Annotated in this window: 9 protein-coding genes; 7 read left to right on the forward strand and 2 right to left on the reverse strand. The window is 37.0% G+C overall.

All coding sequences use genetic code 11. From position 1 onward, the window contains the following. Positions 1–14 precede the first annotated feature (14 nt). From N3I35_19495 to thrC, 4 genes are all read left to right on the forward strand, one after another. A complete protein-coding gene (locus N3I35_19495) occupies positions 15–1,304 on the forward strand; it encodes a bifunctional folylpolyglutamate synthase/dihydrofolate synthase (GenBank protein MCX8132266.1) in 1,290 nt (429 codons plus the stop codon). 189 nt (positions 1,305–1,493) lie between these two features. Next, positions 1,494–2,615 carry a tetratricopeptide repeat protein gene (locus N3I35_19500; GenBank protein ID MCX8132267.1) on the forward strand — a complete coding sequence of 374 codons (1,122 nt, stop codon included), beginning with the start codon at positions 1,494–1,496 and terminating at the stop codon, positions 2,613–2,615. Between the two features lie 179 nt (positions 2,616–2,794). Beyond that, a complete protein-coding gene (locus N3I35_19505) occupies positions 2,795–3,937 on the forward strand; it encodes a patatin-like phospholipase family protein (GenBank protein ID MCX8132268.1) in 1,143 nt (380 codons plus the stop codon). A 228-nt stretch (positions 3,938–4,165) separates the two neighbouring features. Then, a complete protein-coding gene (gene thrC, locus N3I35_19510; GenBank protein MCX8132269.1) occupies positions 4,166–5,665 on the forward strand; it encodes a threonine synthase in 1,500 nt (499 codons plus the stop codon). Positions 5,666–5,702: 37 nt separating this feature from the next. Here thrC and N3I35_19515 read toward each other — a convergent pair whose 3' ends face one another. Together N3I35_19515 and N3I35_19520 are read right to left on the reverse strand one after the other, a co-directional pair. Beyond that, positions 5,703–6,791, reverse strand: a complete 1,089-nt coding sequence (locus N3I35_19515) for a Gfo/Idh/MocA family oxidoreductase (protein MCX8132270.1) — start codon at positions 6,789–6,791, stop codon at positions 5,703–5,705. Between the two features lie 12 nt (positions 6,792–6,803). Then, entirely contained in the window at positions 6,804–7,022 is a 219-nt protein-coding gene (locus N3I35_19520; protein MCX8132271.1) for a cation transporter, read from the reverse strand. Positions 7,023–7,202: 180 nt separating this feature from the next. Between N3I35_19520 and N3I35_19525 the strand changes: the two genes are divergently transcribed. The 3 genes from N3I35_19525 (at position 7,203) to N3I35_19535 (ending at position 18,931) form a co-directional block, all read left to right on the forward strand. Further along, entirely contained in the window at positions 7,203–7,448 is a 246-nt protein-coding gene (locus N3I35_19525; GenBank protein ID MCX8132272.1) for a hypothetical protein, read from the forward strand. Positions 7,449–7,955: 507 nt separating this feature from the next. Continuing rightward, positions 7,956–9,464, forward strand: a complete 1,509-nt coding sequence (locus N3I35_19530) for a DUF3369 domain-containing protein (protein MCX8132273.1) — start codon at positions 7,956–7,958, stop codon at positions 9,462–9,464. A gap of 353 nt (positions 9,465–9,817) precedes the next feature. Next, entirely contained in the window at positions 9,818–18,931 is a 9,114-nt protein-coding gene (locus tag N3I35_19535) for an amino acid adenylation domain-containing protein (GenBank protein ID MCX8132274.1), read from the forward strand. Positions 18,932–18,943 lie beyond the last annotated feature (12 nt).

Below are 18,943 nucleotides of genomic sequence, written 5' to 3' on the forward strand. Positions count from 1 at the left end.
AAATGGAGACAAACATGAATTACGATGAAGCATTGAACTATATACACGGTACTCTGAAATTCGGATCAAAGCTGGGACTGCACAATATCGGGAAACTGCTTGAGTTAATGGGCAACCCACAGGACAAACTGAAGTTTGTTCATGTAGCAGGCACAAACGGAAAGGGGTCGACAGTAGCTTTTATCTCGAGCATGCTCATGGAGGCCGGCTATAAAGTAGGTGTTTACACTTCACCTTATATTGAAAGGTTTACAGAGAGAATGAAAATCGGTAACAACGAGATAGGGCAGAGCGAACTGGCTGAGTTGACGGAGTTTGTCAAAGCAAAGACTGAAATTATGGTCAAAATGGGTGAAAATCATCCTACGGAGTTTGAGATAGTTACAGCCATCGCATTTCTATATTTCTGTAAAAATAGTTGCGATATTGTAGTTTTGGAGGTTGGCCTCGGGGGAAGATTCGATGCAACCAATATAATTAAGACACCTGAACTTGCAGTCATAACTACTATAAATTTTGATCATACCAGCATATTAGGCAATACTCTGCCTGAAATAGCATTTGAGAAAGCCGGTATAATAAAGCATGGGGGAGATGTCCTTTTATACCCGCAGAGGCAGGAAGTAGAAAAGGTATTCGAAGCTGCTTGCAAAGAACGCGGAGCGATACTTCAGAAAGCAGAGATATATGAAGCGGAAATAACAGGTTTTAGTTCTGAAGGACAGAGTTTCAACTATAAAAATTATATTGGGTTAAGGATAACGCTCCTTGGAGATCATCAGGTAAATAATGCAGTACTGGCAATTAATGCAGCTGATATGCTAAACTCAAAAGGATTTGCCATATCAGAAACTTCAATAAGAAATGGTCTTGCTAATGCCAGATGGCCGGGGAGACTTGAAGTTGTGAGCAGAGAACCACTGTTTATAGTAGATGGGGCACATAATGCAGAGGGAGCGAGAGTGCTTTCAGAGGCTCTAAACAAATATTTCCCGGAGAAGCGGAAGATATTTATTTTTGGTGTTATGAGAGATAAGGATTACAAATCATTAGTTGAGGCTGTTAATCCTCTGGCTTATAAGTATATTACGGTGACACCGGAAAACGAAAGGGCTTTAAGTGCAGAGGAACTGGCAATTTTTATTAGGTCCTATTGTAAAAATGTGATGGTTAGTGATACAATTGAGGAGGCGATAAAGGCAAGCCTGGACATTTCTACTCCTGATGATCTGGTTTGCGCTTTTGGTTCTTTATATTATATTGGGAAAGTAAGAAAATATTTTAAAGACCAGAATATATATTAGTAATGTATCACATCTCCAAGCCGGTAAATGTTGATCTATCCGTAAAATTTGCTAAGCTGATACAAAAGGTTAATTTATTATTTAGGTAAATTACTGTTTAACATAGATTATACCCACTTTTTCTGCATGAACATTGTTGGCGATTTGCTGATACCTTGAATTCTCAGTTTTTATTTAGGGGGTGTTTTTTTGATCAACCTGGATCAAGAATTGCAAAACTATCCTGCTATTGATTTGAAGATTATTTCCGAAAACAACACCAATATTTCTGATAATGTCAGGAATTCTATCATTTTATATAATAAGGCTTTGGATAGTCTTAGGCAAAACAGCGAGGATATAGCAATCATAGAGCTAAAAAAAGCTATAGCTATGAATCCTGATTTCCACGAGGCCATGAATCTTTTGGGGTTGTGTTACAGCTATACAAAGGAGTATTCAAAAGCAATTAATATTTTTGAAAAAGTAATTGCCGCAGAAAACAATAGTGTCCAGGCTATGAAATACCTCGGTTTACTGAATGCGGGAAATACTCAGACCGCTACCGACAGCAAGTTGAAAAGCGGTTTAAAGAATAGAACCCGTAAAATCAACGAAAAACGGCTTTCTTTAACGGAAGGTGCCCAAAATATGAAAATTGGCTGGTCAGCTGATATCCCGAAGTATCTGACCGGATTGGTGGCAGGCGTTGTTGGAGTTCTTCTGGTAACACTAGTTATCAATCTTGCCTCAGGAAAACCTGCCGATACACCTGCGGATATGTCAGATATGCCCCAAATAGCTGCAGAGGATAGCTCTGATTATAAAATGAAATATGAATCTTTAAGCAAAGAATATGATAAAGTGAAAGATGAGCTTGGTAAGGCAAATACGGAAGCCAATTACTATAAAAGTGTGGTTCAACTCCTGGAAGTGGATAAGCTGGTTCAGAATAATTCTTATGAAGCAGCGGCCGATTTGCTTGTATTATTAAAATCTGTCGGCTTTAAGGGAGCGGAAAAAGAAAGGTTTGAAAACCTGTATAATAGTGTATTGCCAAAAGCAGCGTCTGTTTTGTTGACTGAAGGTACACGGCTTGAAAAGTCAAAAAAATATCAAGAAGCAATAAACAAGCTAAACAAGGTGTTGATATACGGAAATGACTGGAAGTTTACAGACAGGGTATTATACAGTATGGGAAAATCCTATATGGGTCTAAATGATTCTGCAAATGCAATAGATATCTTTCAACAAATCAAGGACAAATTTCCGGGAAGCAAGTATGCAAAGTATGCAGACGGCTGGATAAAGAGCCTGACAGGCAGCTTGTAAGTCAATCAGGTTAAGACGCTTCTTAATTAGAATGGGCCAACATCTTAATTAAGGAGTGTTTTTTTATACCATTTTGTTCAGGATAAAATGTTGTTCAATAAACTTTGTATAAACGTTAGCTATTTTGATCAATAAATCATATATTACATAATATAGAACTATTTTTTGAGGCGGTTTTTGTGTATAGGTTATGTAAAACTATAAACCTGGTGTTAGGAGGAGGCGGAATAAAAGGTATCGCATATGCCGGCTCCTTTGATATTGCAGAACAGGAAGGAATAAAATGGGGAAACATAGCCGGTGTATCAGCCGGAGCTTTAGTGGGTGCTTATGCAAGTGCAGGATACAGCTCGCTTGAGCTGAGAAAAATGCTTGACGTTTTTGATTTTAGCAAAATAGAGATAAATAAAATTTATAAAAAAGTACCTGCTGTACAGCAATTTATGACTTTCAATACACAATACAGAGGGGAATGTCAGAATACGGGCAATGTAATGGATGTTTTTCTGAATAGTTCCCTATTTGATCAAAACAGAGGATTAAGCAATTCTTTATATGAGTTTTCTGGATATAGAGGTAATCTGCTTAAGAATATTATTACCTTGAGTAAGGAAGGATGCCTTTGTGATGGAGATTACCTGGAAGAATGGGTATATGGTGTTCTTTCTAAAAAGGGTATTAAGACATTTGGGGATTTAAGGGGAGGAAGAGCAGACAGTAAGAATCCGAAGGGATACAGAATAAGGATGACAGCAGTAGATGCCAACAGGGCTAAGGTTATCGTGCTTCCTGATGATATAGCTTTTTATGGTGTGGAACCGGATAAACTGGAGGTAGCCAGAGCCGTACGGATGAGCACGTGTGTTCCTTTTGCATTCAAACCTGTAGAAATAAAAAAAATAACAGGAAGGGTATCAAGAACTTACTATATTATAGATGGAGGAGTTTTGGACAATTTTCCGTCATGGACTATGGATACCAGCGATAGTTCAGATGTTTTCGGCTTCAGACTTACGGGAAGTGATAAAAACAAGTTATTGAGCATTGATACTCCGCTTAATGTGCTAAAAGCTTTGATCTGTTCAGTTCACGATGCAGGCATAGATAAAAATGCAAAAGATCTGAAATTCATTGAGGATGTCAATACCGGGGACATTTCATTCCTGGATTTTAATTTGAGTGAAGCGGATAAGAAGTATCTTTTCTATACCGGGCAGGGTTCGGCAAGACGGCTGATAAAAAGATACAAGAATGGCAGGATGCTAAAAAACAATGGTATTTTCAGTTTTTTAAATAGCTTCAGGAATAAAACGGAAATATGATGAATAGCTGCCGGAGAGCAGCTGTTTTTTATGCTTTCCTTTTCAGAGCATTTGTATTATTATATTATATGATAAAAGACTTTATAGAAAATTGAATTTTATGAAAGCAGCATATACTGACTTATAGTATTTTTGTGTTTATATATTGTTTAGTTCTTTGATCTTTTATTTATAGAAAGAAAATAAGGATAGTCAAAAGTAAGCTATTACTTTTTAGGAGGCGTAGTCATGTTTTACGAAAGTACAAGAGGAGGACTTAAATCTGTTTCTTCTGCAGAGGCTATAAAAAAGGGAATTGCACCGGATGGAGGGTTGTTTGTCCCAGAGTCGGGTGTAAAACTGACAATGGATAAAATCTATGAATTGGCGGGTATGGATTACCGGGCAATAGCAGTTTCAATATTTAAATATTTTTTGGACGATTATACTGATGACGAAATAGAAGAGTGTGTAAAAAACGCATACACCGAGCAGAAGTTTGACAGTAAGGATATTGCTCCAGTTTACAAAATGAACGAAAATGTTTTTGTCCTTGAGCTTTGGCATGGTCCGACATGTGCATTTAAAGATATGGCACTGCAAATCTTGCCTCATCTATTGGTTAAAGCTATAAATAAAACCGGAGAGAAAAGTGAAATAGTTATCCTTGTGGCAACTTCAGGCGATACAGGAAAAGCTGCGTTAGAAGGTTTTAAGGATGTAAATGGTACAAAGATAATCGTATTCTTTCCTGAAAATGGCGTTAGTGAAGTGCAAAAGATGCAGATGATTACACAGGAAGGAAGTAACGTATACTCAATAGCTGTAGACGGAAACTTCGATGATGCTCAAAATGGTGTAAAAGCTATATTCACAGACGGCGAGCTTGAGGATATAATGAAAACTAAAGGCTTCAAATTTTCTTCTGCAAATTCTATAAACTGGGGAAGATTGTTACCGCAGATAGTATACTATTTCTCCTCTTATGTAAATCTTGTAGAGAAAAAGGAAATCAGTCTGGGGGATAAAATAAATATTGTAGTACCGACAGGAAATTTTGGTAACATACTTGCAGCTTACTATGCGATGGAAATGGGACTGCCAGTTAATAAACTGATTTGTGCATCAAATGATAACAATATTCTTACTGATTTTATCAATACAGGTACTTATGACCGTAATAGGGAATTCAAAAAGACTATTTCACCTTCTATGGATATTCTCATATCCAGCAATCTGGAAAGGCTGCTTTATGAAATTACAAATCATGATTCAGAAGCAATAAATGATTGGATGGGGAAGTTAAAGGACGACGGAGTGTATACAGTAGATGAAAGCACAAAAAAGAAAATATCCAAGCTGTTCTGGGCAGGATACACAAACGAGAATGAAACCATAAAAACAATAGAGTGCATATATAAAGAATATGACTATGTTATAGACACTCATACAGCTGTTGGAATTGATGTTTATGACAAGTATGTAATTTCTACAGGAGATATGACCAAGACTATAATTGTTTCTACTGCAAGTCCTTTTAAATTCAATGAAAGTGTTGCAAAGGCTATTCTCGGTGAGGAGAATGTACAGGGCAAGAGTGAATTCGAGCTTCTGGATGTGCTTGCAAAGCAGTGTAATTTGTCCATTCCTGCAGGGTTGAAGAATCTTGATAAAAAGGAAGTAAGGCATAACAAAGTTACTCTTAAAACGGAGATGAAGGAACAAGTCAAAAATATACTGAATATTTGATATAAACAACAATAAAGAAGCACCTTAAGGTGCTTCTTTATTGTATATAAGTGTGTAGGTTTTCATAATCTTCAACGTTGCCCAAATATGCATTTTTTTTGTATTCATCTGAATATACAATTCTATTGCCAGAAATAGAATCAAGGATATCAAAAATCATTTTTGTATCACCGTATTCTATAGCAGGAGTGACTGCAATATCCTCTTTTCCGATTAAAGCATTGTAAAAATTAAGTAATTCATTATAGTATCCACGTTCGGGAATATATGATATTTGTTCGGAACTGCCGTTATTATATGCTACATTAATTACTCCGCAGGACTTTTCTTCCAGATACAATTCCCCTTTGGTTCCAAATATCCTGAAGCCTACAAGAGGCCTTTGGGGTTCCATGCCTGACGGGAAATAAGTGAAGTATCCAGTGATGCCGTTTTGAAACAATATATTGGTATTTACCGATACATATGGATTGAAATCTTCCTTTTGCGGCTTGCCAAATGCCTGGACACAACTCACTTCTCCAAAAATATGTCTTAAAGCTGCAATGTCGTGAACTGCTGCATCCAGAAAAGCTCCTCCTATATATTCGGGATGCTGGCGCCATTCGGTTCCCGCATATGTATCTTTTGTCATTTCACAAGGAAAACAGTTTATATTATTTCTGATAAAATAAACAATGTCACCAATTTTGCCTGATTTAACAATATCTTTTATTTTGTTGTTTTCCTCATTGTACCTATAGTTTTCGGCAATCATGATTTTTACAGGGTAGTTTCTGGCAATTTCCAGGTATTTTTCGGCTTGCTGCCTGTTTGCAGCAAGGGGTTTTTCACATATTATGTTTTTACCCGCTTTTGCAGCATCTTCGGATACCTCAAAATTTAGCTCTATAGGGACAAGAATATCAACAGCATCGATATCTGTTCTTTTAAGAAGTTCTTTATAATCACTATATACGTTTTTTAAATCCAAATTTATTTTTCCGGCAAAGTTTTGTGCATCTTCTACAGTACGGTTGGCAAGAGCAACAATTTCATATTTGTCACCAAGCTCCTGTATCGCCGGATAATGCAATCTTTCCCAGGCCAGTCCGGTTCCTATAACACCAAGGCGTATTTTGTCCATGCTTATTCTCCTCTATTGTACTTTTGTTACACTTAAACCTGTCTGATTTACAAAGTCCTTTATTTCACCTTCGCTGTATCTGGCTTCATCATAGTCAACAGTTACAGTACTGGCTTCCATATCGATGCGCACTGCATTTATACCGTTATGTGAATTTTTTAGAGACTGCTCAATATCTCTTATTTTGTCAGCATCCCTCAAACCGGTAACAATAAATTTGTTTGCTTTCATTCTGCTAATCCTCCCAAGCTTTATTTTAGCTTATTATTTGTAAAACAAGTATTATTATGCGGTGTTTCAAAGAACATCTGTAAGCAGCAGCTTGTAGCTAAATTCAGATTATTGCATAAAACTGAGTAAGAGAAGCAATATAAATATTGTGAGCAATATTTTTTACAAGGAGAGGATATAGTGAAAAAGTTAAGTATGATGGGTATACTGGTTGATAAAAGGACCAAATCTGCACCAAGGGTTCAGGAAATATTGACAAAGTATGGTGATAGCATACTTTCAAGGGTAGGAATTCATGATCCCGGAGAGGAAGAACACGGGATAATAACACTAAATGTCAGAGACAAGAGCGAGAAAATATCATCATTGGCTGAAGAGTTAGAAGCTCTTGACGGAGTCCAGGTCAAAACAGTGACTATGAAATGAAGAATACAATTAACAAGTATTTGCTTTCAGTAATACATAGAGAACGCTAAAAAACCATAATTTTGCGGCGTTCTCTCAAATATTTACATAATATGACAAAAACGTCGATTTACAGTATAATATGTTTTACAAATCCTTTAAGAAATCTACTTGTACAGATTGTAAAATTATAATATAATTTCCTTGTATAAAATGTCGAAATGTAAATAAATGAAAATGATATTTAGTTGAATGGTTTTATCGGCAGATATATGAAAAAGCATATTAAAGTATGAGACATATTTGATTTTGTGAAGCAATTAGTAAATTATAATAAATGTTTTATGTTTATTAATTAATGTTTTTTATAAGTGCAATGTTCGAATTCTTAAATATTAACTAATGAAGAAAACCAAGAGCGGAGGCTTCCTTGGTAATTTATTATTTAATCAAATAGTATAGGAAGCAGTATAGTAGTGCCCTGAAATTGTAGTTCTTGGGAAAAAACAAAAACAAGGGGGCTAATTGATGAGGAGATCGGTTAAAGAAATATCTTCAGAGTACAAGATTGCAATACTTGATGATGAGACAGGTATAATTGATTCCGTGTCCCTTCTGCTTAAACGTGCAGGGTATGGCTTCAAAGGTTTTAATGACCCCTTTGAAGCATTGGAAGAATTGCGTAACGAGCATTATGACATAATTATTCTGGATTATTTAATGGACATTATGCATGGAGACGAGGTAGTAGAAAAAATCAGGGAGTTTGACCAGGGAATTTACATACTACTTCTTACTGGACACAAAGATATAGCGCCACCCCTTGAGACGCTAAAAAAACTTGATATACAAGGATATTGCGAGAAAAGTGACAATTTTGACCAATTGATTTTACTTATAGAATCAGGAGTTAAAAGTGTCAGCCAGATGAGGCGTATAAGGAAATTTGAGGATGGATTGAATAAGATTTTGCAAGCCGTTCCGAAGATTTATCAGCTAAAGCCTATTAGCAGCATACTTGAAGAGATACTAGTCGGAATAATGCCGCTTGTAAACAGTAAAAATGCTTTTATACTGGATGATACAAATAGCTCGAATAATGACAATGAAAGAAAAGGCATATTTAAAGGCATAGGAAAATTTGATGTAAGCCTTGACGAGTTTATGTCCATGATAAATCCTGATTTTCTGGCGAATATAGGATATGCCAGGGAGAGTGGGAAAGTAGTTAACCTTAAGGAAGGAGCTATTTTTCCTCTGGTAAATGAATTCCAGAAAGCTATGGGTGTCATATATATTGAAACCAGTGAACTGGGTGAGGGAATACAGTTGCTGGATTTATACTCAAAACAGGCTGCATCATCCTTAAGCAATGCATTTCTTCATTCACTTGTTAATATGAAGAATGAAGAGCTGAATAAAACTTATGAAGAGCTGAAAACAAGATATATGGATACAATAGAAGTACTCAGACTAGCTGTTGATGCTAAGGATGTGTATACGAGAGGGCATTCTGACAGAGTAGCTTATTATGCTGAGAGAATCGGTAAGGCCTTTGGCATGCCTGAAGAAGAATTGGAAAAGCTCAGGCTTGGAGGAGTATTTCATGATGTAGGAAAAATCGGAACTGCCGACGATATCCTTTTTAAAACAGAGAGTCTGGATGACAGGGAGTATGACGAGGTTAAGAAACATACCCTAAAGGGTGCACATATATTATCAGCTGTATCAATGTTTAAGGAAGTAATTCCGCTTATAAAGTGTCATCATGAGAGAGTTGACGGAAAGGGATATCCTGACCGGCTGAAGGGGGAAGAGATTCCATTCCTGGCGAGAATATTATCAGTTGCTGATGCTTTTGATGCAATGACTTCAGACAGGCTATACAGATCCAAATTGAATTTGGAAGAAGCCAAAATGCAGTTGGTCGAAGCGTCAGGTACACAGTTTGACAGTTGTATAGTTAATAAATTTATTAAGTTATTAGACTCTGAATATGAAAATATGCAGAAAGAAATCAAGCATACTTTCAAATAGCCGATAAAGACTGAAAGCAATTGGATTATATTCCTTAATAGGATATCCGGTTGCTTTTTATTTTCTCCTCATTTTTCACAATCTTATCTGTTTGTTATATTACACCATTAATTTTTTAAAAATTTTCTTAATTTCTACCGGAAAGGCTGGATACTCCATTACGAATGTATAGTAAGGAGTACGATTTGTAAACCGGGGTTGACATTTTTCGACTAAATTATATAATATCTTTTGAAATTATAAAAATTTTGTAGAAAAATGTAATATTTTAAAGAAAATTAGGGAATTTGTACCCATGATTATATATAAAACGGATAAATGCTATGTTTAATCAGATTATTAGGGGAGAAGAAATGATAGGCAACAAAGAAGTGAAAAATCAGAAGTATATTCTTGAATATTTTAGGAACTTATCAAAGCAAAAAAGTATTCCAGTATCAGTCAGTTGTATGGGAAATAAAACTGATGCTGTTATGCACTTTACGAGTAAGAGAGGCAGTGAACCTTCAGTAAAAATTGATGATATACTGTTTCCAAGATTAATTCCGGGTAATGAGATCAATATTGAAATATCTAATGAGGAGGATATTTATTTATTTAGAAGTGTAGTGATATACTCTCTGGAAAATAATTATGACATAAAATTACCTTCAGCTCTCAGTATTTCTTTCAGAAGGCAGGTGCCCAGGTACAGAATCGGAAAAGAAGATACTGTGCTTTTAGGCATCAAAGGAAAAAACAAAAATTTCAGAGTGAATGATATAAGTATAAAAGGATTATCCTTTGTGTCAGATAAAGCTTCTTATGAAAAGGATCAATTCATAAAAAATGCTTTTATAAAAATTCCCCACACTGCAGGTATACATGTGGATGGAACCGTGTGCCACCATAGGATTGACGGGAATAACGAACATATCTATGGAATAAGCATAAATAATATTAATTGGAGCGAGCAGCTTGTGCTATTCAATTATGTCTACAAAAATCTGTACCCAAAGTTAAGGTCTTTTAATGAATTGTCTGTGGAAAATATTAGCAGTATTTTCAAAAATGCTAGTAGCGCCTATATTGAGAGCAACGAAAAAACCGGATATGATTACGGTAAGTTTATCAACACATTTAACAAACTATATTCCAAATCTTCTATTTCATCTGGGCTAGCATACATAAAAGAAGACATGGTGTATAATCTCGGAGTTGCTATGAGGATATACAACAGGACTTTCTATGGTTATCAGCTGTATTCGCTGCCTGAAACCAAACTGGATCCTGAAATCAATAATGACGTATATATTGGATTGGCGGACAATATGCTAAGCAATCGCTGCTTTGAATACTATATTTCATATATAACAAGGGAATTCAAGCAGCAGAGGGATATGTTCAGCAGCATATCGAATGTAATTTCCGATCAGGCTAAATTTTGTTTTGATGCGATATACAATATCGAATATTTATGCGAGGAAAAAGAAAAAAGGGCAGATAATTACGGCTATTCTTGTGAGCCCTGCAGGGATATCAGCAGCTTCATCGGATTCTGTAATGAAGCACTATCTCCTTTGGAGATTGGTGCATACGGTTACTGTGAAGAGCAGCTGGATCAATCTGAAATCAAAGAGGCTTTTGGGGTGTTTGACATAACTATGGACAGAAATCTATGGAGGGTAGTGAAGGATGGTATAGGTATTGCTTATGCTGTAGCTGAATCGTACCCCGAGGGAATTAATCTTGATAGGATGCATGATGTCTGCAGGATTTATTTTTTAGAAGAAAATCCGGAAATCGATAAAATTCTCGGAACACTCGTGGTAGAATTGTCTGAATATTATGAAAGTATGGGTAAGAAAAGATTTAGTATATGTTTTAAACTCGGAAGTCAGGTTATTGAAAAAAGTAAAGTAAGGGAGACAGGTAAAATAACAACGATAGGGAGAGTTATGGCAAACCGCAAGGGCATGCTTGAATATAAAAAGCTTTTGGCAGGAAATATGGTCCATATTCCAAGGTATTACAACCTGACTCATCCTCAGCTGGCAATATGGTTTACGGAAAAGGTCTACCCCGGAACAAATTTTGCCAATATTACAAGTACAGTAAGGATTAAAGATAAAATTGATTTTAAACTGCTAAACAGGGCAATAAATTTGGTAGTTATGAAAAATGATGCGCTTAGAATGAGGTTTGTAGAAATAGGTGGTGAGCCACGCCAGTTTGTTTCAAGCTATGAGTATATAAACAGCGATATTTTTGAATTTGATGGACAATACGGCAAAGAGGAATTTTCTAGATGGACTGAAAATATGAATATTAAGCATTTCAACATAATAAATTCTGATTTGTTTTATTTTGCACTTTTTAAACTTGATAATAATGAAGGTGGATTTTATATCAAAATGCACCATTTGATTTCTGATGCATGGTCAATGTCTGCTTCTATTAGCAAAATAGTAGAATACTATACAAAGCTGAAGAAAGGAATTTCCGTAAGTAAATTAGATAAACCGTCTTATATAGACTATATTTCAAGTGAAGAAAGATTTCTTGATTCTTACAGGTTTCAAATGCAAAAACAATTCTGGAAAAACAAATTTGAGAGCATTCCGGAATTAATAAGCCTAAAACCTGCAGCCGCGGTTTGTCGGGAAACAAAGGCAGAGAGAAGGACTTTTAAGATTACAAAAGAACTCACATCTGCAATAAATTCTTATAGTAGGGAAACCAAAAGCTCGGTATTCTCTGTTTTTCTATCGGTTTTTTCCATATATCTGAATAGAATAACTTCGATGGAGGATATGGTATTGGGGTCTCCGATCCTGAACAGATCTGGTTCCAGAGAAAAAGAGATGGCAGGAATGTTTGTTAGTGTAGTTCCTGTACGGTTGAATGTTGATACAGATATTGAGTTCAATAAATTTGTAACAGGTGTATCCCGGGAGTGGATGCTTGTACTGAAAAATCAGAAATACCCTTTCAATCTGATTCAGAAAGACTTCAGGGAAAGGCACGGTATAAGTGATAATTTATATGATATAGTACTTTCGTTCCAAAATGCAGAACTTGATAAATTAGAAGCAGATTATGATGTCAAATGGGAATTTAACGGTCATCAGACAAATTCTCTGAGTATTCATATAAACGACAGAGACAACGAAGGGCAGTATAAGGTCGATTTTGATTACCTTGCAGACGCTTTTTCCCAAAGCGAAATCGAATACATGTTTTACCATATGATGAATCTTCTGACTGACGCTGTAAAAAATCCATCCAAAAAGCTTCATCAGCTGCAGATGTTATCTGAAGATGAGAAATATAAAATTTTGTATGAGTTCAACAGGACGGAAGCAGACTATCCGAAAGATAAGACCATACATGAAATTTTTGAAGAACAGGCAGAGTGTACACCCGATAATATTGCAGTGGTGTATAAGGACAGACAACTGACATACAGAGAGCTTAATGAAAAGGCAAATCAGCTGGCTTGGGTACTGAGAGGTAAGGGGGTCGGGCCTGATACCATAGTTGGGATAATGGTGGAACGTTCACCGGAGATGATAGTTGGAATAATCGCAATCCTGAAGGCAGGAGGCGCGTATCTGCCTATTGATCCGGAATATGCGGAAGATAGAATAAACTATATGCTTAAAGACAGCAACGCTATCATGTTGCTGACCAGGGAAGCGTATTGCCATATCCCGGCTTTTAGCGGAGAAACACTATATTTTGATAAATATAGCGAGAATAATATCTCAGTGGGAAATATTGAAAAGATAAACAAACCTGAAAGCATTGCATATGTGATATATACTTCGGGTTCTACCGGCAAACCAAAAGGTGTCATGGTTGCAAACAGATCGCTTGTCAACTTGTGCTGCTGGTATAGGAAAGAGTTTGGTATTGAAGAGAATTCAAAAGTATTGATGATGATACCTTTCTGTTTTGATGCCTCAGTAAAGAACATTTTAACGCCCCTGATTGCTGGAGGACAATTATTGTTAGCACCGGTAGGGTATTTTAATGCAAATACTGTCAGAAAATTAATTTTTGAAAAGGGAGTAACGCTCATAAATTGTGTACCTAGTGCAATTTATCCGGTGATTGAGCTGGCTGGGGGAGATAATAATTACCGGGAACTTAAAAGTTTAAGATATCTTCTTTTAGGTGGCGAGTCAATGAGTATTTCTAAAATTAAGCCGTGGCTTGACAGCTCTGACTGCAAATGCATACTTGGAAATATCTATGGACCGACTGAATGCACCGATATATCCGCTTACTATTTATTGGAGAAAGAGAAGGATAAGAATATTAAAACGGTGCCTATAGGAAGACCTATCCATAATTCAAAGCTGTATATTTTAGGAAAGCATAACCAAATACAGCCTATTGGCGTAGCAGGTGAGTTATGCATATCTGGTTCGGGTATTTCTATGGGGTATATTGGAAAAGAGAGGCTCACGGCGGAGAAATTTGTACAAAACCCATTCATAGCAGGAGAATTAATGTACAAAACAGGGGACTATGCAAAATGGCTGCCTGATGGGAATATTGAGTTTTTGGGCAGAATAGACGGGCAGGTAAAGATACGGGGATTCAGGATAGAACTTGGAGAAATAGAAAGCAGGCTGTTGAAGCAAAAGAGCATAAAAGAGGCTGTAGTTGAGGCTAGGGAGGATGAGGACGGTAAAAAATACCTGTGTGCGTATTACGTTTCAGACACAACACTTTCTGTTTCGGACCTGCGTACATTTCTTCTGCAGAAATTACCGGACTATATGGTGCCGGCTTACTTCATCAGAATGGATAAGCTTCCGCTGTCTGCAAACGGCAAGATTGACAGGAAGGCTCTGCCTGAACCTGATAAAGATGCAAATAGCATTGAAAGCTATGAAGCTCCTGCAAATGAAACAGAAGAGAAGCTTGCAGAGGTTTGGAAGGGGATACTTGGACTCAGGAGGGTCGGCGCAGGGGACAACTTCTTCGAACTCGGAGGAGATTCACTAAAAGCCATAACTCTTATTTCTAGTATATATAAGGAGTTTGGTGTTGAAATACCTATTAGCGTTATTTTTGAAAACCCAGTACTGAAGGAACTGTCAAAACAAGTTGGAAATAGTAATATAAAGCATTTTTCTTCAATTAAAATTGCAGAGAAAAGTGATTACTATCCGGTTTCATCCTCACAAAAACGTATGTTTGTACTTAATGGATCAAATGCTGACTCCATCAGCTATAATATGCCGGGTGCAATTCTGATCAAAGGCAGACTTGATTCAGAGCACTTAAGACATGTACTTGAAAAAATAATAGAAAGACATGAATCCTTCAGGACTTCTTTTCATTTATTAGACGGTGAGGTAGTACAAAAGGTAAATGAGAAGGTCAAGCTTACCTTTAAAAGTATGAAAATTGCCGGGTCGGAGATCAGTACAGAAGTCAGAAAATTTGTCCGTCCTTTTGACCTGAGTAAGGCTCCACTTTTTAGGGCTGAACTTATAAGCGAGTCCGAAGAAAAGAACATAATGTTGATAGACATGCATCACATAATATCTGACGGAATTTCTTGCAGCATTCTTATAAAGGAAATTGCAGATCTGTACGCCGGAAAGAATTTGCCGGAACTAAAACTGCAGTATAAGGACTATACCGTATGGCAGAAGGAATTTCTCAAGTGTGAGGAAATAAAGGCACAAGAGGCTTATTGGATAGAAAAACTTTCAGGTGAGCTTCCGGTGCTCAATATGCCTATGGATTACAACCGACCTCCCATACAGAGTTTTGAAGGCGACAGGATAAGCTTTGCTCCCGATGATGAATTGACCCGCAGATTAAAGCAGCTTGCGGCTGATACGGGTACAACATTATATATCGTGCTGCTTGCTGCTTATAATGTATTGTTGTGCAGATATACAGGCCAGGAGGATATTGTAATTGGTTCTCCTGTCGCAGGGAGAGGGCATTCTGATCTTGAAAATGTGGTTGGAATGTTTGTCAATACTCTTGCTATGAGAAATTATCCTTCCTATGACAAAACCTTTATGGATTTTTTATCGGAAGTAAGACAAAATGCCATAGGAGCATATGAAAATCAAGATTACCAATTTGAGGAGCTTTTAGAGAAACTGAATGTAAAAAAAGATTTGAGTAAAAATCCTTTGTTTGATACTATGTTTACGCTTCAAAATATCGATGTATCAGAGTTGAGGAGAGACAACCTTGTTTTTTCTCCCTATGAGCTTGACTGCAAAACATCAAAGTTTGATTTCTCCATCCAGGCTGTGGAAAAGGCAGAAGCGATTAATTTCAATCTGGATTATTGTACAGGGCTGTTCAGACACGAGACTATGGAAAGATTCAAAAATCATTTTCTGAACCTGTTGAGTGATATTGTCAGAAGGCCTTCTTGCAAGATTTGTGAACTCGAGATTATGACAGAAGAAGAAAAAAACAGGCTGCTATATGAATTCAACAGAACTGAAGCAGAGTATCCAAAAGAAAAGACCATACACGAGCTTTTTGAGGAACAGGTAGAGCGGACTCCTGATAATATTGCAGTGGTGTATCAGGACAGACAGCTCACTTACAAAGAACTTAATGAAAAGGCAAATCAGCTGGCGTGGGTACTGAGAGGTAAGGGTGTCGGGTCTGATACCATAGTTGGGATAATGGTGGAACGTTCACCGGAGATGATAGTTGGAATAATGGCAATCCTGAAGGCAGGAGGTGCGTATCTGCCTATTAGTCCGTCATATCCGGAAGAGAGAATCGAATATATGTTGAAGGACAGTAGTATAAACATTGTACTGACCTGTGGGAATACATTAAGCTGTGCAGATTTTAGCGGCACTATTCTGGATTTATTGAGAGAAGAGTCATACTCGGCGGGATTAGGAAACCTTGATAGGGTGAATACACAAAAGGATTTAGCATATATAATCTATACCTCGGGATCAACCGGAAAGCCTAAAGGGGTAATGGTCTGCCACCAGAGTGTAGTAAATGTACTTTTTGCCCTTCAGGAGAAGTATCCGCTTCTGGAATCGGATTCCTTCCTCCAAAAAACAACGTATACATTTGATGTATCTGTTGCAGAAATATTCGGATGGTATTTAGGCGGAGGAAGGCTTATACTACTTGAAGAAGGAGCAGAAAAAGAGCCCCGGGCTATACTGAAAGCTATTGACAAGTATGACATAACTCATCTGAATTTTGTACCATCCATGTTTAAGGCTTTCCTGTATATGCTGAAGGAAGAGGATATACGGATAATAAATAAACTGAAATACATTTTTCTTGCAGGAGAAGCTGTGTCTAGTGATATTGTACCAATGTTCTGCAAGCTTACAGAGAGAGTCAGGCTGGAAAACCTGTATGGGCCTACGGAAGCAACAATTTATGCTACAGGATATAGTTTGAACGGACTGGAATGCTGCAGTAATGTACCTATAGGGAAACCTCTTAAAAACTATAGGGCATATGTGCTGGATAGGTATAATACGCTACAGCCTGTGGGAGTTGCGGGTGAATTGTGTATTGCAGGAAACGGTCTTGCCAGGGGTTATAGAAACAATATTGAATTGACAAACAGAAAATTCATTCCCAATCCTTATATAGATGGGGAGAAAATATATAAGACAGGGGATCTGGTAAGGTGGTTGCCGAACGGCAACATAGAATATATCGGCAGAATAGATTATCAAGTAAAGATACGGGGATTCAGGATAGAGCTTGGTGAAATTGAAAATAGGCTATTACTCCATGAATATGTTAAGGATGCTGTGGTTGTAGCAAAAGAAGATGGGAACGGCAGCAAATACCTGTGCGCTTATTATGTGTCGGACAAAACTATTCCTGTTCAGGACTTGCGGATATTCCTTCTGAAGGAACTTCCTGAGTATATGGTACCGGCTTATTTCACCAGGATGGATAAGCTTCCGCTGTCAACAAACGGTAAGATTGACAGGAAAGCTCTGCCCATACCAGATAAAGAATCAAATATCATTGAAAACTATGAAGCTCCAGCAAATGAAACAGAAGAGAAGCTTGCAGAGGTTTGGAAGGAAATTCTGGGGCTCAGTAGGGTTGGCGCAGGAGACAACTTCTTTGAGCTGGGAGGGGATTCACTTTCCATACTAAAAGTTCTGGCAAGTACATATCAGTATGGGTGGAATCTGGAAATGCAGGATTTTTACAAACTCAGAACACTCAGAGATATGGCTGATAAAATTAGAGGCAACATGGATGAAGCAGCTGGCGGGTGTAATGATAAAGAAAATATTGATGAGATTGCAGATATGAAATTAACCCGGGTAGGAAATGAGTGTGGATTTGCAAGCTGTAATCTGGAGTTGAAAAACATACTATTGACTGGAGCTACAGGTTATCTTGGAATTCATATTCTGTCTGAAATTATTGAGAAGACCGGGGCAAATGTGCATTGTCTAGTAAGAGGTGATAATGTAAAATGTGCTGAAGAAAAGCTTGAAAGGTTGCTTTCATTTTATTTCGGAGATAAATATATCCATCAGCTTGGGAAAAGGATATTTATCGTCAATGGTGACGTTTCCTTAGATAAAATAGGACTTTCGGATAGAGAATATGGGAAGCTCGGAACTAAGATTGACCTGGTTATTCATTCGGCTGCACTTGTTAAGCATTATGGTGATTATTCGGTATTTGAGAAGGTAAATGTATTTGGTACTCAGAATGTTTTAGATTTCTGCAAAGAATTCAATTGTAAGCTATGTCATATTTCTACCATCAGTGTATCAGGAACAACAACCGGACAGGGATTGGGTGAGGTTAACTACACTGAGAATGACTTTTATATAGGACAGGATTATTCAGATAATGTATATGTGAAGAGTAAGTTTGAGGCGGAGAAAATAACCTTTAAAGCAATAATCAACGGGTTGGATGCTGTTATTGTCAGAGTAGGTAATCTTACAGGAAGATTCTCTGACGGTAAATTCCAAATCAATATAAAAGAAAACAATTTTTACAATATTTTAAAATCTATTATGGATTTGGGCATAGTTTCCGATGAATTATTGGGGAGACATTTGGAGTTTACTCCTGTCGACTGCTGCAGCAATGCAATAATGCGTATATGCAGTTCAGCAGGTTCTTATGGAAAGGTATATCACTTATTCAACCATAAATATATATCTATGGAACAATTTAGAGATAGAGTTGGGTTATTGGACAAGCAGATTAAAGTATTGGACAGACACTCTTTTGATTGCTATATCCGGGAAGTTTCTGCAAAGAAAGATACAAGAGACTATTTGATTGGTATAGTAAATGAATTGAGCTATGGACTTGGAAAGAATACCGGGAAAAATATTAAAATCAAATCAGAAAATACAACCGCTTATTTACATGAACTAGGCTTTATGTGGCCTGAAATAGATATGGATTATATTAGTAAAGTTGTAAACTATTTAAAATCAGTAAATTTCTTATCGAACTAATTATTTGGGGGT

Source organism: Clostridia bacterium (assembly GCA_026414765.1).
Classification (GTDB): Bacteria; Bacillota; Clostridia; order Acetivibrionales; family DSM-27016; genus SKW86.

Excerpts from the sequence above, each read along its gene's own strand:
- N3I35_19515 (MCX8132270.1), bottom strand. The coding sequence starts at position 6,791 with ATGGACAAAATACGCCTTGGTGTTATAGGAACCGGACTGGCCTGGGAA.
- N3I35_19530 (MCX8132273.1), top strand. The coding sequence starts at position 7,956 with ATGAGGAGATCGGTTAAAGAAATATCTTCAGAGTACAAGATTGCAATA.
- N3I35_19535 (MCX8132274.1), top strand. The coding sequence starts at position 9,818 with ATGATAGGCAACAAAGAAGTGAAAAATCAGAAGTATATTCTTGAATAT.
- thrC (MCX8132269.1), top strand. The coding sequence starts at position 4,166 with ATGTTTTACGAAAGTACAAGAGGAGGACTTAAATCTGTTTCTTCTGCA.
- N3I35_19495 (MCX8132266.1), top strand. The coding sequence starts at position 15 with ATGAATTACGATGAAGCATTGAACTATATACACGGTACTCTGAAATTC.
- N3I35_19520 (MCX8132271.1), bottom strand. The coding sequence starts at position 7,022 with ATGAAAGCAAACAAATTTATTGTTACCGGTTTGAGGGATGCTGACAAA.